The sequence below is a fragment of the Sorangiineae bacterium MSr12523 genome, assembly GCA_037157775.1.
GTDB classification, from domain to species: domain Bacteria; phylum Myxococcota_A; class Polyangia; order Polyangiales; family Polyangiaceae; genus Pendulispora; species Pendulispora brunnea.
Window position 1 is genome coordinate 2,003,404 of sequence record CP089982.1, and the last position, 22,104, is coordinate 2,025,507.

General features: G+C 62.5%; 24 protein-coding genes. 23 read left to right on the forward strand and 1 reads right to left on the reverse strand.

The annotated features are described in order from the left end of the window. The first annotated feature begins 3 nt into the window (after positions 1–3). The 23 genes from LZC95_08010 (at position 4) to LZC95_08120 (ending at position 21,294) form a co-directional block, all read left to right on the forward strand. A complete protein-coding gene (locus tag LZC95_08010) occupies positions 4–768 on the forward strand; it encodes a site-specific DNA-methyltransferase (GenBank protein ID WXA96779.1) in 765 nt (254 codons plus the stop codon). Next, complete coding sequence (locus LZC95_08015) at positions 755–1,234, forward strand: hypothetical protein (protein ID WXA96780.1); 480 nt, start codon at positions 755–757, stop codon at positions 1,232–1,234. The genes LZC95_08010 and LZC95_08015 overlap by 14 nt, the downstream gene beginning before the upstream one ends. Further along, positions 1,231–1,776 (forward strand): hypothetical protein, encoded by a 546-nt coding sequence (locus LZC95_08020; GenBank protein WXA96781.1) that lies wholly within the window; start codon positions 1,231–1,233, stop codon positions 1,774–1,776. The genes LZC95_08015 and LZC95_08020 overlap by 4 nt, the downstream gene beginning before the upstream one ends. A 17-nt stretch (positions 1,777–1,793) precedes the next feature. After that, entirely contained in the window at positions 1,794–2,489 is a 696-nt protein-coding gene (locus LZC95_08025; protein WXA96782.1) for a hypothetical protein, read from the forward strand. Between the two features lie 137 nt (positions 2,490–2,626). Continuing rightward, positions 2,627–2,995, forward strand: coding sequence for a hypothetical protein (locus LZC95_08030; GenBank protein ID WXA96783.1), 369 nt, complete (start codon positions 2,627–2,629; stop codon positions 2,993–2,995). After that, positions 2,992–4,515 carry a hypothetical protein gene (locus LZC95_08035; GenBank protein WXA96784.1) on the forward strand — a complete coding sequence of 508 codons (1,524 nt, stop codon included), beginning with the start codon at positions 2,992–2,994 and terminating at the stop codon, positions 4,513–4,515. Before LZC95_08030 ends, LZC95_08035 begins: the two co-directional genes overlap by 4 nt. A gap of 18 nt (positions 4,516–4,533) precedes the next feature. Beyond that, positions 4,534–4,911, forward strand: coding sequence for a hypothetical protein (locus LZC95_08040; GenBank protein ID WXA96785.1), 378 nt, complete (start codon positions 4,534–4,536; stop codon positions 4,909–4,911). Beyond that, positions 4,908–5,519, forward strand: coding sequence for a hypothetical protein (locus LZC95_08045; protein ID WXA96786.1), 612 nt, complete (start codon positions 4,908–4,910; stop codon positions 5,517–5,519). Before LZC95_08040 ends, LZC95_08045 begins: the two co-directional genes overlap by 4 nt. 61 nt (positions 5,520–5,580) lie before the next feature. Further along, a complete protein-coding gene (locus LZC95_08050; GenBank protein WXA96787.1) occupies positions 5,581–6,126 on the forward strand; it encodes a hypothetical protein in 546 nt (181 codons plus the stop codon). A gap of 27 nt (positions 6,127–6,153) precedes the next feature. Further along, on the forward strand, positions 6,154–8,307 hold the full coding sequence (locus tag LZC95_08055; GenBank protein WXA96788.1) for a phage tail tape measure protein: 2,154 nt from the start codon (positions 6,154–6,156) through the stop codon (positions 8,305–8,307). Next, complete coding sequence (locus LZC95_08060) at positions 8,304–9,239, forward strand: DNA circularization N-terminal domain-containing protein (GenBank protein ID WXA96789.1); 936 nt, start codon at positions 8,304–8,306, stop codon at positions 9,237–9,239. The genes LZC95_08055 and LZC95_08060 overlap by 4 nt, the downstream gene beginning before the upstream one ends. A gap of 3 nt (positions 9,240–9,242) precedes the next feature. Next, a complete protein-coding gene (locus LZC95_08065) occupies positions 9,243–10,478 on the forward strand; it encodes a hypothetical protein (GenBank protein WXA96790.1) in 1,236 nt (411 codons plus the stop codon). Continuing rightward, on the forward strand, positions 10,475–11,245 hold the full coding sequence (locus tag LZC95_08070) for a hypothetical protein (GenBank protein ID WXA96791.1): 771 nt from the start codon (positions 10,475–10,477) through the stop codon (positions 11,243–11,245). Before LZC95_08065 ends, LZC95_08070 begins: the two co-directional genes overlap by 4 nt. Positions 11,246–12,004: 759 nt before the next feature. Further along, positions 12,005–13,504, forward strand: coding sequence for a baseplate J/gp47 family protein (locus LZC95_08075; protein WXA96792.1), 1,500 nt, complete (start codon positions 12,005–12,007; stop codon positions 13,502–13,504). 243 nt (positions 13,505–13,747) lie between these two features. Then, positions 13,748–14,239, forward strand: a complete 492-nt coding sequence (locus LZC95_08080) for a hypothetical protein (GenBank protein WXA96793.1) — start codon at positions 13,748–13,750, stop codon at positions 14,237–14,239. Next, the gene (locus tag LZC95_08085; GenBank protein WXA96794.1) at positions 14,239–15,216 is read left to right on the forward strand and encodes a hypothetical protein; all 978 of its coding nucleotides are present in this window, start codon (positions 14,239–14,241) and stop codon (positions 15,214–15,216) included. The genes LZC95_08080 and LZC95_08085 overlap by 1 nt, the downstream gene beginning before the upstream one ends. A gap of 336 nt (positions 15,217–15,552) precedes the next feature. Next, positions 15,553–16,410, forward strand: a complete 858-nt coding sequence (locus LZC95_08090; GenBank protein ID WXA96795.1) for a hypothetical protein — start codon at positions 15,553–15,555, stop codon at positions 16,408–16,410. After that, positions 16,407–17,228 carry a hypothetical protein gene (locus LZC95_08095; GenBank protein ID WXA96796.1) on the forward strand — a complete coding sequence of 274 codons (822 nt, stop codon included), beginning with the start codon at positions 16,407–16,409 and terminating at the stop codon, positions 17,226–17,228. Before LZC95_08090 ends, LZC95_08095 begins: the two co-directional genes overlap by 4 nt. Before the next feature lie 325 nt (positions 17,229–17,553). After that, entirely contained in the window at positions 17,554–18,042 is a 489-nt protein-coding gene (locus LZC95_08100) for a hypothetical protein (GenBank protein WXA96797.1), read from the forward strand. 335 nt (positions 18,043–18,377) lie between these two features. Then, positions 18,378–19,901, forward strand: coding sequence for a hypothetical protein (locus LZC95_08105; protein WXA96798.1), 1,524 nt, complete (start codon positions 18,378–18,380; stop codon positions 19,899–19,901). A 36-nt stretch (positions 19,902–19,937) separates the two neighbouring features. Beyond that, a complete protein-coding gene (locus LZC95_08110) occupies positions 19,938–20,297 on the forward strand; it encodes a hypothetical protein (GenBank protein ID WXA96799.1) in 360 nt (119 codons plus the stop codon). Beyond that, the gene (locus tag LZC95_08115; protein ID WXA96800.1) at positions 20,294–20,563 is read left to right on the forward strand and encodes a hypothetical protein; all 270 of its coding nucleotides are present in this window, start codon (positions 20,294–20,296) and stop codon (positions 20,561–20,563) included. Before LZC95_08110 ends, LZC95_08115 begins: the two co-directional genes overlap by 4 nt. Before the next feature lie 110 nt (positions 20,564–20,673). Further along, positions 20,674–21,294, forward strand: coding sequence for a hypothetical protein (locus tag LZC95_08120; protein WXA96801.1), 621 nt, complete (start codon positions 20,674–20,676; stop codon positions 21,292–21,294). 162 nt (positions 21,295–21,456) lie between these two features. Here the strand turns inward: LZC95_08120 and LZC95_08125 are convergent, their stop codons facing one another. Beyond that, positions 21,457–22,053 carry a hypothetical protein gene (locus LZC95_08125; GenBank protein WXA96802.1) on the reverse strand — a complete coding sequence of 199 codons (597 nt, stop codon included), beginning with the start codon at positions 22,051–22,053 and terminating at the stop codon, positions 21,457–21,459. Positions 22,054–22,104 lie beyond the last annotated feature (51 nt).

The window sequence follows — 22,104 nt, forward strand, 5'->3', positions numbered from 1 at the left end:
CACATGCGCGTGACGCGCGTCCGCGACGACGGAATCGTCGTCTGCGCAGACGCTGATTCTGTCGCCACGATTGACCGCGTCAACGAAGTCTGCGGTGCTGTCCCGCTCATCATCGCGGATCCCCCGTATGGCCGGATCGTCTCCGAACAGTGGGACCGAACGCGTCAGTCCGCTCGCGAATTCGCTACTTGGATGTTCGGATGGACGGAAGGGTGGCGTCGGCTCCTCCGGTCCGGCGGGGCTTTCTACGTCTGGGGATGCATTGGGCGTCCCACATTTCGTCCGTTCTTCGAATATCTCACGATGACCGAACAGGAGGGCGAGTTCGAGCTCGCAAACCTCCTCACGTGGTCGAAAAAGCGCGCGTATGGCGTCCCGCACAATTACCTATTTACCCGCGAAGAGTGTGCGTACTGGATAAATGGGAGCGCGCGGAAGCCGGCGATATTCAATATCCCATACCTCGCGCAAAAGCGCGGGTACAAGGGGTACAACAAGCGCTATCCAGCCAAATCGGACCATCTGCGCCGCACCAACGTCTGGACGGATGTCACCGAAATTCTTCGGGGCAAGCAGCACCCGACCCAAAAGCAACAGCGATTGCACGAGATCATGATCGAGGTCCACACGCGCCCTGGCGATTGGGTTGTCGACCCCTTTGCGGGCGCAGGCACCACCGGACACGCTGCTCGCAAGCTTGGTCGCAAATTCGTGTTGATCGACAACGACGCTCGGTGCGTCGAGCAGATGCCGCGTGGCCTATCCTGAAGACCCGTTCGTGAGCTTCGAGGAGCTTCGAGCAGCGCTGGGGCCCGCCACGTTCCTCGCGATTTTCGATGACGACAACGACGGTACTGTTTCTCCCAATGATGTTGCCGTGTCCCTCGTCCGGCAGCGCGGACACGTCGAGGTACTATCGTATTTGCCTCGAATTTACGACACCCTGCCGACTGCCGTCCCGCTGCTGCTGAAGAGCGCTGAACTCGATTACGATATTGCTCTTTCATACGAGAGACATCCGGAATATGTGCGAAGTTTTGGTGAAGAGACACGCGCCGAACGCTGGTTGCGGGCAGAGAAGCGTATGGAGCGCGTGGCCGAGGCCGTGCAGCAGCTCACCGATCACGCGCCGGAGCCGAAGCCCGGTATCCTCGCCCCGTTCTTGTACTCTCGCGCGCATCGCGTGCTCATCGACGACCCTGACGGAACCGACAACGGCGGAGATTTCGGGTGAGGCTGACGGCACGCATTGAGGGGCTCGCAGAACTGCAGCGTGATTGGCACCGAGGCCTCGTCGAAATTGCCGTGAGCGTCGTGGAGGCTGTCGACAAGGGAACGAGCGAGGGTGCCCATGAGGCCCGTACCAACCATCGGTACGAGGACCGCACCGCCGCGTTGACGAAGTCGATCTCGGGCCGAGTCACCGGTCGAGCGCTGGGGGTCGGAGGGGCGGCAACCGGCGAGATCGTCGCGATGGCGCCATACGCGAGGTACGTCGACGAAGGTACAGCGCCTCACGTGATCCGGCCGAAAGCCGCGAAGGGCTTCGTGGGCCCGCTGCATCGGGGGCAGAGTCGACGGAGCGATAAGGGGGCGCCCAGAAGTCTCCTTATCTGGGTCGACCAGCACGGAGTGAAGCATGCAGCCCCCGTTGTCCACCACCCCGGCACGAAGCCCTACGGATTCATGGCGGTCGCTTACATCAAATGCGAACGGGTGATGGTGCGCGAGATTGAAATCGGCATTGCACGCGCGCGCCGCATCATCGAATTGTAATTTGCGAGGGATTCCCCATGGGAGATCGCTTTGGTCTCGTGACGGAGCCCGTGGCCCGCGTGTCGGACGGCGAGGCTGCGGGCGACCCTGCGCTATCGAGGTTGGGCGCGTACCTCCAGGCGTACATGAACGCAAACGGCAGCGCGGCATTCTCGCAGGTGATGCCGTCGGCCCCCCTCGTGCGTGCCGTTTTCGGCCACAATCCGGAAGATGTGGTTTTCTCGGAGCGCGACTTGCCGGCACTGTTTCTCTGGAGGGAGGAGGCCGACGCGGAATATGTCGCGGAGGATTACCTTCTCGAAACGAGTGACGTGTCTCTGCTGTGGGTGTTCCCGCCAGCGCCCCAGGCCAATCAGCGACTGAGACAATCATTCGTCAACGCGACGTGGAAGCTGGCCAATCTGGCAATTGAGGCCGGGCGCACGCCGGGCTTCGTTGTCGTGGGTGATATGGATCCGCGGGCCAAGACGGAGGGGTCCCTGATCTACCCCTACCTCGGTGTGTGGTCGATCATTCTGCGCCGCCGTCGTCGTCGGACATTCGTGGAAACCATGGCCGACTCGCCATCTCGGCGATATGCGGCCCTCGAAATGAACATCGAGCTGCGGGAGCAGCACGAATATGACTTGGGCGTCTTTGCGCCCATGTCCGCTACGAATCAAACGACGGCGCGCGACCGCACGGGGAAAGTCGCTGTCGCTGTTCGTTACTAGCAATCCGTGGAGAGTCAATGGGCCACCCCGACACGCTACACGTGTACCCAAATCCCTATGCAGCGCCCCTCGATGCGAGGGGGCGGCCAAGCGCGGCCTACCCATGGGACCCCCACCATAATCCAAACCGGGGCTGGGTGGGGGCGCGCCTACAGGCCGAGGGCGACGACGTTGCGTTCGTCTTCGACGAGGGGGTCGTTGTCCTGCCGTACCTCGTGCACTCGAACCATTATCGCAGGGGTGTCCAGCACGGAGCCCTCGTCGCAGCCGACGAAGAGACGGCCCGGCGCTGTGGTGTCCCGTTCCGCGATCCATCGGAGATCCTCGCGGCGGCGCGCGCCGACGCCATCGCGCGGTGGACCGCCGAGCGCCCGGACGAGACGCCCGCCATCGCGCGGATGGATCAAGCCGACTCCGGAGAGACGGCGGCAGTCCAGGCCCCTCCTTCCGAAGCGGCCGGCGGCGAGCACGCGGTCGGTGACGCGCCGGCCAACGGGGCGTCGTGAGCCAAATCGTCATCTCCGGTTTCGCCCCCACCGATAAAGTGCCGGGGGCGTACGGCGAGGTGCTATTTGGCACTGGCGCCATATCCGTCGGGAGCATTCCCCTCGTCCTGCTCTTGGTCGGCCTCAAGACCGCCGCTGGAAATGCCGCTCCCGATACGCAGGTACGGAGCGTTTTCTCCGAAACAGACGCGCGCCGATTCTTCGGCGGTGGAAGCCAACTCGCGCGAATGGCCAGTTCCGCGCTGCGGGTCTCTGGTGTGACGATCCGAGCCATTGCGGTCGCAGAAGCCCCGGGCGCTGTCGCAGCGACCGTACGGATCGCCATCGCGGGTACCTGGAATACAAGTTGGAATATCGGGTACCGCATCGGCGGGAAGCTCTACGCGAGCATCGTCGGCTCGACGGACACGCCAGCGCAAGCCGCCCAAAACATCGCCGCCGTTTTCAACGGTGACCCGGATTGTCCGGCCACGGCCGCAGCCGCGCCGGATGGGAGCGTGACCCTGTCCGTGAAGTGCAAAGGGGCATGGGGCAACAGGTTTCTCGCCTTCGATGCCTCAGAGCCTCCGAGCGGCGCGACATCGACCATTACGGGCGGCGCGGCGGCAACGGGGGGCGGGGTGTTCTTTGGTGGCGGCACCGGCGTCGAGGACGTGAGCAATGTCCTCTCGACGATCCATCCCCAGACCTACGATCGCATCGCGGTCGGCCAAATTGACGCGACAAACATCGGCCGATGGCGCGCGCAGGTGAACGCGCAGGCCGATGTGCTGGTGGGGATTCTTCAACACGCAATCGTCGCGAGCAACGATACGCTCACAGCGGCCGTATCGATCGCACAAAACACTCTGAATTCCGAGCGGTTCCAGGTTTGCTGGTTTCAAAATTCCGAGACGCATCCGTCCGAGATCGCAGCCGCGATGGCCGCGCTCCGGACGCAACGAGAGCAGTCGGACCCTGACGCAAGCTACGACAACGCAGTGCTCGCGGGCGTTGCGCCCCAGAGCCAGGTCGCCGACATACCACAACATGGGACATTGGTGAGCGCGCTCAACAATGGCATTACCCCCATCACGACGACGAGTGACGGATTCGCCGTCGTCGTGCGGTCGATTGTCTCGCACTCCCTGCGCGGTAGCATTCCCGACTACTCGACACTCGACACGGGCGATGCGGTCGTACCCGACTACATTCTGAAGGATCTGAAACTGGTATGGAGCACGCAAGTTGCTCCGGCAAACCCGAGGATCGCACCGGATGTGGGCCCACAAGAGCGGCGGCGACCGAGCGGCGTTCTTACGCCGTCCGTGTGGAATGGCATTGTTTACACACGACTAAAACGGTTCGAGGCCGGTACCGATCTCCCAGCGCCAATTTTGATTAACGTCGATGGCAATTTGCCAGTCTCGACATTTGATACGACGGCCCTGCGAATCATGACCGCGGTGCGGGTGATCGCCGCGCCGGCAAACCACCAGATCGGTATTTCGGTGCGACCCACTTCGCTTGCGGCAGCGTAGGGCTCGAGGTGATTTGATATGGCGAACACCAAAGTTCGTGCGGCCTCATTGTATATGAATGGGCGAAAATGGGCGGAGTGCAGCGAGAATACTTACGAAGTGGATAGCGGCGACGAGCCACAGTTCGGCGATCCCGGATTATTGGGATATAGCGACGGCGCGATTCAATCGAAGTTGACGTGCAAGGCCGTGGTTCCGGTCGCCGGATCGAGCGTTAGCATGCTTGACCTCATGAAGGCTAAAGCAGATATCGACGTCGCGGTAGCGCTCATCGACGGAAAGATTCATCAAGTTACAATGCGTGTCCTGTCAGCATCGATTCAGTCGGTACACAAGAATGGCACGCAAGAAGGCAACTTTACACTTGGTGGTGGTGAACCGGACATCACGGGTTGAAACTTTCGGCACTGTCGAATGCTCGCCTTGGCGCGAAGGCAGAGCGTCCGATTACAATTCCAATCGCGCTCGGTGACGACGGCGTCATCGACACCCCGTGCGTTGTCGTGCCGCTTACGGCGGCGCAGGACGCCGAAGTGCTGACATTCGCATTGGAATATGCGCGCGCGCGCGGCGCCGAGCCAAAGGAAGGCGAGCCGTTGTTCGACTTGGCATGCATGGTCAAGACGATCGAGCTCTCCGTACGCGACGTCGATTCTCCCCGTGAGGCGCGCGAGCCTTTCTTCGACGGCGGCACGGACCAGGTCCTGCAGTTTCTGTCGCGGGAAACGATCGTCTTCGTATATGAACGGCAACAGATTTGGCAGGACGAATGCTCCCCGTCCGTCCGGCGCGTCTCGGCGGCCGATTTGGTCGATCATATCACGCGGATCGCGGAGGCTGAAGACGACCTCCCTTTCGTAGTTTTGTCGCCCGCTATGCGGTGGATTTGCACGCGTATTATGGCACGCCTGCATCTGGCCTCTGCCGAGGACAGGTTGCCCTCTTTATCGCCTATCGAGCGTATTGGAATCGAATTGAAGACGCTGCAAGAGAAGCAGCGCTGAAGGCGGCGCGCGAATGAATTTCGCCATATTGCGAGAAAGGGCGAAGAGAAAGCCGCTTCGTGTGATTGTGCTGCCTCCCTCGGCCTTCGCCGACCGTTGGGAGGCGAAGCCCGACGCCGCCGTCGCCGTAGGCCTCCGGCTGCTATCCGAACGAGATATTCAGGTTGCGAAAGCCGAATCGTCGAAGTGGGTAGACAAGATGTATTCGGGCGCGGACGGCGTCATTCGTGACGTCGACAAGGCTGTCGAGTCATGGAACGATTGCCTTGTTCGCTGGGCGTGCGCTCTTGGCACGTGTGACCCCAATGACGTGACAAAGCCCTACTTCCCAGCCGCAGAGGATGTGATTGGCGACGCCCTCACCTCGGAAGGCCTCCGTCGCATATGGGACGCCCTCGAGCTTCTCCACCTTGAAGAGAGCCCTGTCGCTCCGGAGGCGACCGACGCGGAGATCCTGGCGCTGATTGGGCGGATCGCCGAAGGCACGGCGGACGTCGCCGAGTCCGAAGGTCGCGCGATCGACGCTGGCCCCCTTCTGACCGGCCTATCCCTCGCACAGGCGAAGCGCGCACGCCGACTCTTCGGGAGGCTCGGAGAGCTCGTGTAGTTGCCGACGCCGAACATTCGCATCGTCGTGGGTGCGGCGCTCGACCGCGATGCTGAAAATGTCCTTGCGCCGCTCGTTGCGGCCGTCCAGCGCGCGCGCGCGAAGATCGAGGCCGAGAGCAAGAAGACGGCGGCCGGCCTGGCCGCCGAGACGAAGAAGGGTACGCGAGCCGCGGCGGCGTCATTCGATGACTTCGCGACTCAGGTCGACACCAAGACCTCGCGCATCCTAACGCCATATCGCGACGCGACGGCCAAGTTTGCCAGTGATACCCGGACGCATCTCGATGCGGCCAAGCGCGACTTCACTGACTTTACCCGCTCTGCAGAAAGGGACCTCGAGCGCCTTCGGAAGGCGGAGCAAGACGATACCTCCGGCCGCCGGAGCCGTCGCCGGCGTCGAGGAGGTGGAGACGACGCGCGTGGTGGCGGCGGTGGCGATGGGGCCGGAGGGGGAGAGGGCCAGCCGCCCGCGCCGGGAGGTCGGCGGCGCGGATCATTGGCGCGGGGTCTCACGGTTGCCGGTGCGGCATACGCCACGCGCTCTGCCTATCGATTCGCATCCCGCGTAGCCGGCGATTTCGCGCGTGGTGCAGGTGTCGATTGGGACCTCTCTTCCCTCATTCAGAAGAACGTCGAGCTTGAAACACGCACAACCGATCTATCAAATCAAGCGTACATGCCGGGCAAAGCGGGCCCCGCGGGCGAGCGCCAAGACCCCCGCGTGCTCGCGGCCGAGGTGCGGCGCGTCGCCCAGAACACCGGCACGGATACGACAACTGCCGTCGAAGGTTTGCAGGCGTTCGTTGCCAAAACCGGCGACTTGGCACTCGCGCGGCAGATTTTCGAGCGCCTCGCGATTCTCTCCAAGGCGACCGGAACAAACCTCGCCGATATGGTTGACGCGGCCGGGGACGTCAGCAATCAATTGGGCGATATTCCCGGCAAGGCGCAGGCGATCAACAACGTCATGACGCAGGTGGCGAGCCAGGGAAAAGAGGGCGCCGTCGAAATCCGGAGCTTGGCGAGTCAAATGGCCAAAGTCGCGGCGATGTCCGGCCAGATCGAGGGCGACACGGGCGAAAATATCAAAGTCCTCACAGCGTTTGCGCAGGCGGCGCGAGGGAAGGGCGGCGCGGCCAGCGCAGAGCAAGCCGCGACCGCCGTGCAGAGCTTCATCAAGACCTTCAAAACGCCCGCGAGGGCCCGCGCCTTCGAGGCAGCGACGGGGAAGAGCGTGTTCAACGCTCAGGGAATGCTGCGAAATCCGGAAGAATTGGTCATCGAAGCTTTGAAGGCAAAGGGGATGAAGCCCTTGGAGTTCAATAAAATCTTCGCAAACGTTCGCGGCGCATCGGCGGTTGAAGGGTTTGCTTCAATCTACCGCCAGGCAGGCGGAGGCGAGGCCGGGGAACGCGAGGTTCGTGAAGCATTTGATCGATTCCGCAAAGCGGCGATGGATGACGAGGAAATCCTCGAATCGTTCAGGGCCGCCATGGCAACTAGCGAGTCACAGACAACGAACTTCAACACCCAACTACAACGCGTGGTGGGTGAAACTCAGGATGCGCTTTTGCCTGCGTTCATTGCGTTGACACCCACCATTATCGCCGCCGCCGAGTCCCTCGGGAAAGTCGCCGCCGCCCTTTGGGGCCTCGACACGAACAAGACCACAGACCCAGCTTACTATGGCGCCGACAAAGCCAGCAGGGACATCCGGCGAACGGAGAGCCAGATCCAACGTGGCTTCATCGACCCGAGGCAAGTCGAAAAAAATCAGCGGGACGAGGAAAGCCTTCGGAAAGCCATTGCCGCCGAGCGCGCAGCGATCGCCGCCGACAAGGCGAAGAGTGATTACGGCGTGAGCGAAGGAAAGAGCGACTCCGCGGTCGGAGCGGCGGCAATGAAGGACTTCCTCATCGGCACAATCGGCGGACTATCCGAATGGCGGCTCGACGGCGGCATGCGCTACATCAATATGAAAAGGCAGGACGTTCAGCAGCGCGAAGGCCTCATCAAGAGTGATGAGGAGCGCTTGAGCAAGCTGACCATCGAGAATGCTCGTGTCCACGAGCTGCTCAAGAGCGGCGTGATCAACGTTCGCGTCGTCGGTGTCGATAGGCCGCCGGGCGCCGACGGCAGCGGTGTCGCACGGCCCGAGGCACAGATTGGCTCGCATTGACCACGGTAGCAGACGGCTTCCCGCCGGCCTCGTTCGATGGCATTCCGTATCCCATTGAGGCTCAGAGGATTCGTGGCGGATTGCGGTACCATATTCACGAGTTCCCGCACGCCGCTGGTGGCGCCGCGGAGAAGCTCGGGCGATCCGTGTACCGGGTCTCGCATAGTGCCAATTTTCAGAACAAGTTCAGAAAATATCCAAAGCTGTATCCATACGCCCTCGACCGACTGCGTGTTGCGTTCGAGAGCGAGAAGACGGCTACCCTCGTCGTACCGGGGTTGGGGCCCGTGCAGGCCTTCTGTGTGGCCTGGGACCGAGACTTCGTTGCGCGTCTGCGGTCTGGCGAGCGCGCCTCATTCGAGTACGTCGAGGACCAGTCGCGGGACTTCGTCGTTGAAGCAATCACGGATCTCTCGCCGCGGACGCTCGATGCTCACGCAGCTAACGTCGCGCGCGAGCTCGCGCTGGTCCAAGCCGACCTTGCCCGACGCGATGCACGGGGGAACCAGGGCGTTTTGAAGCAGCTCCAAAGCACGTTCAACAAGATTCAGGATGCGGTCAACCGCGTCGCAGCGATTGCAGACCAGGTTGGCATGTACGGCAACCTATTGGAAGCGGAGCTTCGGCGTGTTGCGAACATTTGCAGCACGTTCGACCGCATCGATGCCCTGCGCCGCCCCATCTACGTTCGCCTGCTCGATGCCTTGCACGACCTCTGGCGTGCGTCGCTCGGACGCATTGCCGACCTTCAGAGTCGGCGCGGCAAGCTCCAGACGTTCACCGTGCCGGTGATGATGCCAATTCAACAGGCTAGTGTCGCTATATTCGGAGATGCGACGCACACGCAAGACTTGCTCAGTTTGAACGCCGTCGAAGACGCGTACCATTTGACCGCGGGAACGACGCTTCGCTACTACCCGGAAAATACGTAACGGATGCCAGCCCTCCAAACGGGGGGGATCGATGACCGCGTCCGCCTCGAGCTCGGGGGACAGGAGATAGTCGTTGCCGAGAGCTATGAGGTGCGCGCGGGAATACTGAGTCAGCCCGCCGCCTTCTCCATTCGCCTGGGTCATGGGTCGGTAATTGCGCAGCTCATAAAGCGATATCCGCCAAAAACCCCATTCAAGCTCTATATTGGTGACGTTCAGCAGCAAACGGGTGAGACGGACGGCTTCCGGGCTGAGGGCACATCCGGTGCCACGCAACTCACGATCCGCGGACGTGACTCTTTAGCACCGCTGCATGATTCGTACGTCGAGAACGAGAAATCGTACCTGGATTCCACATTTTCGGAGCTCGTTCGTTCGGCTCTGCGAGATGTCGGGTTGGACCCCGCGCGGTTGCAGACGTCCGCCCGCGCAGATCGGAGCATTCGCGCGGGGGTGCCGATCAAGGAGCTCTCCGAACCTCGGACGGTCGACCAGATCGCCCTGTCGCCCGAGGGTGGCACCGCGCCGGCCGGACAAACAAATTTCGCTGCCTCGATTCAAACCAAACTCGGGGAGCGGTGGTACGATTTCGTAAGGAGGTATCTCGACCGCGGCGGGTTGTTCCTATGGAGCGGCGTCGATGGCGGGTACATCTTATCACAGCCCAACGCGCACCAGAAGCCGGTATATCGAATCATCCGCCGGCGAGGACAGCACGACAACGGCGTCAATGTCACGTATGCGGAATACGCGAATGAAACGACGCATCGGCACTCAACCGTCGTTGTTTATGGTCGTGGAGGCGGTCGCAAGTACGGCCGAACGAAGGCAAAAGGGGCATTCGTCGACGACGAGATGTTCAACGGCTTCCGGCAACACGCGGAGGCTGCGGGGGGGCCTGATGAAACAGGATATCGCCGTGCCATCGTACTGCGGGACAACAACGTTGGGACGGTGGGGCAAGCCGAGTTTTTGGCTCTGCGAAAACTGGCGGAGGAACGGCGCGCGGGCTGGAGCGTTGTCTACAAGCTTGCAGGGCACACCACGCCTACGATTCAAGGTGGCGGCCGGGCCGTATGGACGTTCGATTCCATCGTCGAAGTTGATGACGATGAATTCGCGCTCCATGGGACGTACTATATCGAGAGTGTCGAGTATGCACGGGGATCGGATGGGACGACGACAACCGTCCGCTTGATGCGGCCAGAAGATCTCATCTTCGGGGGAATCGACGAATGAACTATCTCCACCACGATATCGGCATCGCGATGCTCAGCGTCTATGATGCGGACGGTTTTCTGGGGCTGCAGGTGGATGGCTTTGGCGAGAGCCAGTCGGGCCTTCAGCCCTATGAAGTTCACGGGGGTACTGGAGGTTTCTACTACAGGCCTGATGATCCTGCCGTCGACAGCAACGGGGAACCCATTCCCGGTCAAGCGTGCCAGGTGTTGTTCGGCACCGAGGGCGGGCGCGGGCACGCGTGGGTCCTGAATGATCCTCGGTCGCTCTCGGTTCTCCCGCAACTCAAAAAGGGAAGTTCTATTCAGTTCGCTCGACAAGGCTATTCATTTCACCTCATAGACGGTCAAAGCGGCTCGCACATCATTTACGTCCCGTATGGGTTCGACGCATCTGGAAAGAATCCGTCGAAGTCCTGCTCGATCGCGGTGAACGTCGATGACCCTGACGCACCATTCGTGTCGATTTTGGTCGGTGACGGCACGGCCATCCAGCTCAAGGATGGCGCCGTGACATTTCGCGCGGCAAATGGGAAGTCGTTCGTGACCGTCGCCGGAGATGGAACGCAAGTCGTCGGTGGCCTCGCGGTCACCGGCGGCGTCTCACTCGGTTCCGAGGCAGCCGGCAATCTGGTTCTCTTCGAGGCATTCGCGATGTGGGCGCAGGCCTTGGAGAAGAAGGTAGCCGCGAGCGTTGTCGGGCCCTCGCCGGTGCCCTTCGAGACCGTCGCCGCCCAGATGGCGACGCGGTTCACGAAGGCCTCATGAGTAGTCGGTGCGCCATTCCGCGCATCTCGTTCACGCCGCAGCCGCCGAATGTACCGTTCCCCAAGGTACCAGTCCGTCCTACCTTCGGGACGCTGCCTCCGATCCCCGGCGTCCAGGTTGCGTATCCGCGGCTCGACGTGGTCACGCCTCCTGTAACGATCCCGGTTCCGTCGCCGCCAAAGCGCCCCCAGCTCGCGCTTCCCGGCGTCCCCGGGTTCCGCGCCACGATACCTTCTCTTGGGCTCACGGTGGCTGCCCCCACTGTGCCTGTCCCGACGCCACCGAAGATTCCCTTGGCGGCATCCGTTCCATGCCCTCTCGATTGACATCTGCTGGTCACGGCCCGGTAGGGTACTCTCCGGTCGCCGCGCCAAGCCCGCCGGCGCCGACACGAAACCCGCCCGCGGCGACGTACTTCGATCTGCACCTACGGCAGACGATTCAGAACGCGGATGGCACGCTCGCTGCGATGCACCCGGTGGACCAAAGGGCCGTCCTCCTCCTCGGGGTCGCTGCGAGCTCGTTTAGCAGTGCGCCTGCGGTGGGTCACCCATTCCGAACGGTGATCCGAAGTTCGGCCGACCCAGCCCTGCAGGCGAAGGCCGAAGCGGGCGTAAATGCAGCATGGGCGGCGCTCATCGGCGGTGGTGATATTGAAGTACTCGACGTGCGCGCCGCGGGCTCGGGCGAAGGTCGAGTCGAAATAGCCGCCACGTATGCGAATCTACGAACGGGGCTGGTGACCACGATAACAAGGTAATGGCCGACGTCCTTCCGGGGGAGATCATCACGTTCACGCGTGATGAAGTCCGCGATCGCTGGCTCCGCGATTACAGCATCCGTAATCCTGAGGCCGACGTCGGTTCGGGCTCGATGCCGTTTATTCGCGCGTCCGTGATCGCGGACGCGCTTGCAGCAATCTACAGTAACGCCGTGGTCGTCGGGCAAAACGTTGCCTCCTCGACCAAGACGGGGGCCGCACTCGTCGAGGAGGCCGCGCGTCTCGGTACCGCGCCGCTACCGCCCGCAGGCGCGAGCGGATTCGTGCAGATCGTTGCAAGCGCGGGTGGCACGCGGATCTTTTCAGGTGACGAGATCAAAGCGAATGGGCGCAGGTATGCGGCTATTGCGTCTGGGATTTACACGAATGGGGATCACGTCCCCGTACAAGGCGTCGATACCGGCCCGCTGACAAACCTCGACGCTGGCGTTGCGATGCAGTGGACCTTCCCGCGCCCGGGTTGCGCCCCGAACGCGGTCGTCGTCCTCCAGGCGGACGGCTCTGGGCTCTCGGGTGGAAGGAACGGGGAGACAGAAGACGAGCTCAATGACCGACTCCGCAGCTTGCGCGCGAGTCCCCCCGCGTCGGGCAACGAAGCACAGTACATCGCCGAAGTCGCCCGCACGCCTGGCATCTCGGTGGAAGCCGCATTTGCGTTTCCGGCCTGCCGCGGTCCCGGGACAAAGGGCATCGTCTTCACGCTTCGCGCGGGGTCGCCAGGCGGGAACCGCAGTCCAAATTCCGCGCAGATCGCGGCCGTCCTGGGGCACTTGCGGGGTCAATTTCCAGCGGACGACGGGATTTTCTTGGGCGCCGTTCTTCCGCAGCCGGTGACGGTCGCGCTCCGTGTGTCGTGGGCCTCGCGCGTCCCTGGGTGGGTCGACGCCTCCCCGTGGCCAGCGTTCGGCATGGCGAACGTTGTTTCGGTGCTCTCGGCAACCGACTTTACGATCTCGACGGGGGGCGGGGCGCGACCCGACCCCGGGCAGACATTCGCCCTCTTTGATCGACCTGCCGCTGCATTTCGACGCAAACGCATTCTCACGGCGACACCTGTTGGAACGGGAAATTACCGCGTTGCGTGCGACACATCGAACGCTGCGAGCGACGTAAGCTACACGCCGGTGGTCGGGCAGGCACTCTGCCCCTGGTCGGATTCGCTGGACGCCCTGGTCCCCTCCGTGATCGCGTATTTCGATCGCCTGGGACCAGGTGAGCAAGCGACCACGTTCTTCGATCCCGGATTGCGCCAGCGGAGGATACCTCTCGATCCGGAGCAGTGGCCATCCAGCGTGACGAATCGGATATTGTCGACAAGGAAGGATCTTCCTGAGGGCGATCCAGGGGGCCTCTTCGACGTACCGCAGGTGCGGGATGTTTCGTTGCTCGCCCCTCAGGTCCCCTTCGCGCCGACCCCTGGTGCTTTGGGCGTCTATTGCAATCTCCTCGTGCTCCAGGATCTGGTGGCTTATGCCTGACGAATGCGCGACGTGCCCTCTCTGCGGCGAAAGCACAGCCCACCGGCATTCGCCCGCGGAGGTCTATGTTCTCGACCGAAAGAAGCTTGGCGATGCGCTGGAGCGATTTCTCGCCGACAACGCTCCGCTGCTCGCGCGCCTGGTCGAGGCGGCGCCCACCGACAGGCGCCGGTGCGCCCACTGCCTTCGATGCGGTGTAGTAAACGATTACGGAGTGTGCTTCGTTTGCGGGTGGCTAACGAAATGAGTGACGAATCTACGTTTGATGCAAATCCGCCATTTCGGCCAGGTCTTGCCTCATTTCATGGTGCGGTCAAAGTCGATCACACGGAGTTTCCGCCCAATCCGCTGACGATGCCGAGTGCCGGCGAGTACAATCTCCTCTGTAAGCTGGTCATTGCCTATGGCAAAGTTCTGCCCGTCGCCATCGTCGACGTGAAGGTCTCGAATGGTACTGCGTCGGTCGATCGATTTACCGCGGCGGGCAGCAATATTACCCTCGCCACGTTCACGATCGTGCGAAACGGGGCAGGCGACATCGATGTCCTATGGCCCGCCACGGCGTTTCCGCCCGCTGTCGTCGACGCGGATGCCTCGGTCACGGAGGACGTTGAGATCGATCGCATTCGGGTGGTCACGAAGGTATCTCCCCCCCCTGGAATGCGCGGCGTGACGGTGCGAACCCGCCTTGGGACCATCGGCGTCGACGCGCGCTTCCAATTGCGGATCTATTGATGCCCGTCTTCAGCTTGTTCACACCTTTCGGCATGCTCGATTTCTCGAGTCTGTCGACGCAGGCGGAGGCCATCTATCGATCCATGGTCGCGAGCCTCGAGCAGGGCATCGACATGAGTCCGGGCTCACCCGACGAGGCTGAGACCTATGCCGATGCGATGGCGCTCGCACGGGCCTCGTATACTTTGCAGCGCGCGGCGAACTCGCTGGACCCGCGGCGCGCGACGGAGCTGATTCCGAATTTGGAGAGAGACTACGACGTTCGGCCCGCGCCAAGCGACGATTTGTATGCGCGCAGGATGCGACTCGCTGCGTTGCAGCACCTGCCGCGGGGTGGGTCGTATCTTAATATTCGAGCTGCGCTGAACGATCTTCTCGCCGAAGACTTCGTTGCGTACGTCGTGAATTCCGGGGGGCAAACGATCCCTGACGCTGCCAGCGTCGGTAGCGTGGCCAACTTCCAGCCAGAGGGGGTCCCGCCAAAGTTCCTGCGCTTGCTCGAGCCGATCACGGACTTGAACGTGCCTCTGCGTGTCGCCTACGAACCCATGGACGCATTCGCCGGCGATGCCGTCCTCACCACCGGGGACGCGGTCGTCGTCTCGGCAGAGGGAACGAGCCAAGCCGAGCGCGTCGTGGTCAGCGATCCGCAGGTGATCGATGGTGAGCGGACATTCGTTGGCACATTTCGCACTGCGCACGACGTCGGATCGATCGTCACGACGATGGACTTTCCCTCATGGTCCGGAGTACAGCGCACGGCAACCATCGTGCTCCGTGCGGCCGCGGCAATCGACTCGGAGAAGCGGCGGCGGGTTCATGAGCTTCTGCGCCGCATGGCGCGCGCGGTCTCCACGTGGGCGATCGTCGCTCCGTCGGCCACAGCGCCCACGAACGTGACGATCGGGCCGTTTCGCCTCCCGGCGCTTCTCGGAACCACGCCTCTCGCGCAGGCAACCGTCAGCCGTTTGCCGTAGACCCAAATGGGCAATTTTAACCGAACATACCCCGACGACGTGTGGGGCGGCGCCGGATTCGTAGTTCCGCCCGCGGCGCTGGCTGACCTCGAGAGCAAGCTTCGGCGTGGCGTCAACGGCGATGGCGGAGCGTACGCGCCGAGCTCTCCCATCGCTATCGCGGGGGCTGGGCTCACGGCCAGTCCCGTCGTGGTTCGCGGCAACGGCCGCATCCGTGTCACGAGCAGCGGGACCTTTCCCGTGAGAAGTGGGTGGCCTCGACTGGGCAGCGAACACGCGGGGCGCACGCGTACGCGCATCACGCCCTGCGTTTTCGGCCAGTCGATTCCTACGGCCATGAGGTTCTTGCGCCGGGACCTCTGTGCCGCACAACTCTTCGCGTCTCAATTCTTCGTCGGGAGCGTCGCCGGCTCCACCCTCCAAGCCCAGCTCTATGTGCCACTTCGCGTCCATGATGACGCGACCATCACGCAGGCAACGCTCACGTTTGCCATCGCGCAACCACATCCATCGCCTCCGCTTAAGACGGTGACCATGCGGGTCCTCCGCGTCGATGCGAGCGGGAACAAGACCCCCCTCACGAGCGCGGCGGCCGGCGCGGACCAGTACGGATTTGTCGCGTATGCACCGTTCCCCTCCAGCGGAGCGGGCTGGTTTGACGGTGGCGCGGTGAAATCATTGGTCGTGACCTGCGATCAAAACAACGCTGTCGACGTGTCGCAATATACGTATTACGCGCATATCGTCGACGAGCAAGGGCTCACGGACCGGCCCTTTGCGGCGATCATCCTACCGCCAGTTGATTCGGTGTCACGGTTCGCTAATTTTGATTTGACAGCGACAAGCGGCTATGGCCGGACTGCCGGGGGCCGCTACCTTCTTGTTTCGCAGAAGAACCCCGCGGAGAACGGAATCTGGACGTGGCAGCCGGACCCCGACCACTTTCCTGACCCTCCAACGGGCAAGTACGTGCGGTACCCCGACGCAGCTATTGGCGATACTCACCCAGTCCTCGCACAGACAGGTGAGGCGTACTGGACTGGATACGGAACTTGGTATTGTGCTCCCGGGCTACCAAAGGACTTGGGGCCGCCGCTTGTCTGGACCGTCGAGCCATCACAGACAGCGGGGGGAAACATCTTTCATGCCGTTGCCGTAAAACATGAGGGGATTAGTCGAATGGGGTTCGCGTGACCTTTCAGCGCGTGCGGCGTGATGATGCATGGGTCGATGGGCGGGTCGTGACCGGAGCCGAATTCGCGCGAATCGACGCGAACCTGTCGGCGGGCATCAACGGAGACGACGGGAGCAGCCACGCCCCATCGTCTCCGGTGGTCGTTGCCGGCGCGGGCGCGATGGCCACCGGCGTTTGGGTGCTGAGCGGCACTGCGTCGGTCATCGTCGACGAGAGCGCGGCCGTTCCGAGTCAGGTGGTTTTCGGCGATTCCGACTATCCGACGCTCCTTCCGGGGCACCCTGGCCGCCTTCGAAAGCTCAGCATGCCTCTCGTCGGCAATCTCTCTAACGGGGATTTCGACGGGAGCTCCCGCTTTCCCGGAGCGCGCGCAGTATTCCCCCTGGACGTCCATCATGGCGCGCGCTTTGTCAGCGTCACGGTTGCCTTCGAGGTGACGAACGCCCACGGCCCGGTCCCGGACTTGCCGCGCTTTCGCGTTTTCGCGCTCGATGTGCGAGGCGTCAGTACGAGCCTGCTCGTCGGCGCGCCGCCAAGCGGGTTCTTGCCCTACTCACCACGGCCGCCCGACCCCGCCCCCGGTGGCAAGAGCACGTGGGGCCCTGACGGCTATCTCGAAGACGGGGTATTCATTCACTACTTCGTGGGCACCATCGTGCCCAACATCGTGGTGGATGTCGAGCGATTTACGTATTGGATCGATATCATTGACGAAAGTGGACCGTACGCAAATTCTGGTTATCCAGGTCTCAGTGGGAATGCATATTTCAGTGCCGTGACGGCTTTCGAGGATATAGCGGACTTGAGACCGCAATAGGCAAATCGTGCGGCATGACCATGTCCGACCCTACGGCACGTGGCCCCCGTCGTTCGTCCCGACCGCGCGTGACCTTCGTGAATTCGACGCGCGCGCCGCGCGATCGGTCGACCCTGTTGGCGGTGGGATCTATAGCCCGACCACGCCCCTGGCAGTCGGTGGTGCGGGGGGCGTATCGCTCACGACTTCCGGCAGCACACTACGTAATGTTGAAACGCGCAAGGGCGGACGGGTCGAGTTCCAGACTGGGTACCCAGTATTCACCCAAAAGCGCCGGCGAACCATTACGTGCCCCCTGGGCCCCGCGCGGAACGAGCCGTATGTGATGAATCTCACGGACTCGATCGATGGGCCTCTTGGATATGCCCTGAATTCGATTGGCCAAGATCTCGTGGTGATTCCCAAGCGCTACATGCACGACGGCTCGAAGCTGGTGGCGGCAAGCATTCGCTTTCGCGTACTGAAATCGCGCACGGCTCTTCCCTCCAATGGTCCCAGCTTCATAATCATATACCAGCGGGGCGACCTGATGCCGATTGATACCCCGCAGGGCAAGCTCTGTTTTTGGGCGATCTGTTCCGGGCAGTTCCCACTACCGGCCACACCGGCGGCATACTACAACGGGGGTGATCCCCAGGATCTCGTTGCGACGAACTTTCTACCGGACAATCCGACGATCAGTACCGCGGACTACTATTACATGATTGCGCTAACCGGTGAGTCCGGCGGCAACCCGGACGGAGCGCCGTTGCCGCGCAATATGTTTCATTCGATAACGATGACCTTCGAAGTTCAGGATATGCGGCCGGAGTGATTCAGGATTCGCGAAATCTACCCCCGGTGAACACGAGCATTCCGACCACGAAACTCGCGATGCCACAGCCGAGGGCCCAGCCGCCCTCGCCGTCGCCATAGCCGACACGAACCCAGCCCATAAACCCGAGCACGAGACCGAGACCCATCAGCGCCGTGCCAACGAGCTTCCGTGTCGCTGCCTTTCGCGGCGCAACACGAGCGTTTCTGGTGCGGCGGCCGCACCGCACGCAGGCAACGGCTTCGGACGACACGGGAGCATTGCAATCGGCGCATGAGAGGAGAGCCATGCCGCCGAAGAGTAGCTCGCTTTCCAAGCGCGGCAAGGAGACCTAGATGCCGGCCCCGCCGTACGCGAAAATCCTGGTTCTTGTGAACGGAGGCCCCCCACAGACCGGGGGCGTCGTCGCCCCATCAGGTGCGTCCATCCAGCTCGTCGCGGAGAACACGGTCGAGTGGCGCTCCTGGCGATGGGAGATTACGGACTACCCCCGCGGCTTCGCCCTTCCGGCGGGGTGGGTCGCCGATGCAAACGGACTGTTTTTCTCGGTCGACGTGACTCCCGCGGCGCTCACGCTGCCGCAAGCGAATTCACTGTTTGGCAAGTGGCTCTTGCGACTGGTGGTGAATAACGGGATCGACGAATTCGGGATCTACAACCCTGCTCGAATGGTCGACGAATCGACCGCGTTCGAAGTCGTGTCGCCATTCGGTTTGCACGACGTTGGCGCCGGCGAGGCCGAGCAATTCGGGGGCGCTCAGAAAGCGTGGGTCGGAGCGCTACAAGACAACTGGAGGCGGATAAACGCTCTACTTGGGCCTGTCGCTGCGCCCTCGGGTACAGGCTTCGCCCACATTACGAATGGAGTCTATGACTCGCCGGCGCGCCTGGTCACGGACGCAGACATCGTCGGCCCCATTGATCCAAAGAAGGTCGCGTTGGCAGTTCCCACCGGGACTGGCTTCACGCACGTAAGCAACGGCGCCGTCGACGGCAGCGCCAAACTGGTCGAGGATGCCGATGTCGCGGTCGGGGCAAAGGTTGCATCGTCGAAAGTGTCGTTCGCCGCGGGGGTCACGTTTCCGAGCGGTGCATCGATCATCCCAGCTCCCGACGGCAGCCAGCGAATATTGGTCGCTGGCGAGATTCGCGGCAACGATGCACGCAACGACCCACTGAATTTCGGCCTGACCCCCAAAGCGCTAACCGGGGGAAGCGTGAGCCTCACGGCGGCGGAGTATGCCGCCCTGACGATTCGCTTCACGGGCGCGCTCACCAGCGCCGCCATTGTGATTTTCCCTGCGGTCGCTGGATATGCAAAATTGCTGAGGAACGACACGAGCGGCGCGTTCCCGCTGACGGTGAAGACGGCATCAGGTAATGGCCTTGTCGTGCCGCAAGGCCAGAGCATGTGGGTCTTTTGCGACGGGGTCAATTTGATATCGGGGAGCACCGCAAATGCCATCGTTTCGGCGCAGGCCGCACATCTCACCTCGCAAGCCTTAGCAAACCAGACCAACTTCACGGATGTAAGCGCGTTATCGATCGCATTTCCGCTGGCAGTTGCTGGATATAAGATTGAAATCAAGTCGATCGTCGACCTCGGTATCAATACAAACGGATACATAGCAGAGACGGCCGTCGCTGTCGTAGACGGCGCCTCTACGGTCGTTATTCCAGAGACGATGCGAGGCAGCTCACCGCAGGGCGGTAGTGCGTACGAGTTCGCCGTCACAATCTACACGGTGGCAAACACGGGCCCGCTGACTGTAAAGCAACAACTCAGAACTTCGTCTCAATCGCAATTCGTGCATATCAATCCACCATCGAGTCTCGTGGCGACGTTGTTGCGGCCATAGCCCGCGACCGCGACGCGCCGGAGAGAAGGACCTTCAATGAGCAGCACGATCGAAGAGGTGATCGGCCTCGCGCTGGATCACAAATGGGTTCCAGTTGCCGCGCTCATCATCGGCGCAATTATCCGTGTGTTGAAAAGCGCGAGGCCGATCGGCATCGTGCCCCCGGCGTGGCGTCCGTGGCTCGCCCTTGCGCTCGGCGCCGTCGCTGGGGTGCTGCAAGCTGTCCTTGCAGGAAGCTCGTGGACGAAGGCTGTTACCGACGGCCTTGTCGCGGCGATGACCGCCATTGCGGGACACGATCTCGTGATCGAGAGCCTGCGTGGCGGCCGCGAGCTGTTTGCGAGTCGTCCTGGCCTGAAGGTGGTGGAGGGCGGCCCGAAGGGACGAGAGCTGTGAAGACGGTCCGGCTCGCACTCGTCGTCCTCCTGTTGGCCGCGCCAACGGCATGCGCACTCTTCACGGCAGATCGCGCGCGGACAGCGCTCGATGTTGCGCATATCGTGTGCCTCCTCGGGCAAGCCGAGAGCGATGATGCCACCATCGCCAGGATCTGCGGGATTGAGGAGGGGCTCTACCCGGAGATGCGCAGAATTCTCGAAGCGCAGCGCGTGGCGTCGCGGCGTTTTGCCGCGGCCCATGCCTCTGATGCGGGGGCTCCGTGATCAGCGGGCGTTACGTCGCGTCACGGGTAACGCCCGTTGACCATGAGAGCCTTCGCTCGGCGATTGTGCAGGAATGGGGGACTTTCGCACCACCCGGGGAAGCGATCCTGATGGCCCAATCGGCTCTCGAGACGCAGCGCGGGTCCAAGTGCATCAATTGGAACTTGGCCGGGATCAAGCATACCACCGAAGCCCTCTACACGTTTTCATCGACGCTCGAGATCTTACCACGTCGTGCCGGTGAGACGGCGTTGGCCAAGTCGACGCCCTCGGCGCCCTGCGAGCTCGCCGAAGATCAGGGAGGCGAGACCATCACCGTCAGGTTCGGCCCGAACCATCCAGCGGCGTGCTTCGCGGCTTACGGCTCGCTCGAGGAGGGGGTGCACGGATTCCTGTCGTTGCTCGGTGGGCGGTACGCGTCCGCGTTGGCGGCCGCGCGCGACGGCGACGTCGCCGCTTACGTCAGGGCGCTCAAGATTCATGGCTATTTCACGGCCGACGAGGGCGATTACCTGAGGAACGTCGCGGCGCTAGTCGACGAGTACCGAGCGCCGTGTCTCGCAACGAGATGGGAGCTCGCGTCCGCGTTCGCGCGTCTCGGGCTCTGGCCGGCGGACGATTTCTCGCTCGTGGTTCGGCGATTCCAATCGACCCATCGGTGCCGAGTCGATGGCATCGTGGGGCCCGAGACGCGCCGCGCGATTCGGGCGGCGCTCGCCGCGCTCCCGTAGTCGAAGCATCAACGGACTCTGAACCAGCCGCCCTCCCGCCGACGGTGGGAGCGGCGGCCTTTTTTCATTTAACGGCGCCACGCGGCGTCGGCGCGGGCGCGGACGACTGCACCAATTCCCAGCGCCGCCCGTCTGGCGTCCTTTTTACCTTTCCTTCGCTCTTCAGCTCGTACAGATACGTTCCCACAATGCATTTTTATTGGTCGCTCGAGTCTCCCAGTCGAGCTTTTCCATCCCCTCTCTGATCTCCTGCAACTCCAAGGGGCCGCCCTCGAGCTTGAGCGCTTCGACAACGATCTCCAACGCTAATTTCTTGCCGTGCGGATGCCGCCCGTTTGCTCTCAACTTCACCGCTTTTGTCGATTCATCTGCGCGGAGAAGGTGCTTCGTGTGGCCCTTGGACTTGGACTTCTTGCCTCCGGGCCGAGTTGGGCGAGCAACCGAGACGGATGTCGGTTCCGGCGGCGCTGCTACCGGCTTCCTATGCGCTACCAACGCGACCGGGGCCGCGCCTACGTGGCCCGCGGCCGCCTCGGCGTTGGCTGCCGTCTCGCCGCTCTCGAAAAGCGCTTGCACGCGCCGCAGTTCGAGCGCTCGGCGAGCTGTGTCGAGGTTCCTGCGGGCGATGTCGACCTTCATGCGGACAACCAGTTCGCGCTCGAGCTCCTTCTCGCCGAATCGGCTCATCGCAGGGTTGAGCTCCTTCTCGAGATTGCTCACAGCTTTCTCAAGAGCCTCGAGTTCCACGTCTGTCGTCATGGCGGTACCTAGCCGATCTCTAGCAGCGCCCCTCTCAACTTGAAAGGCCCT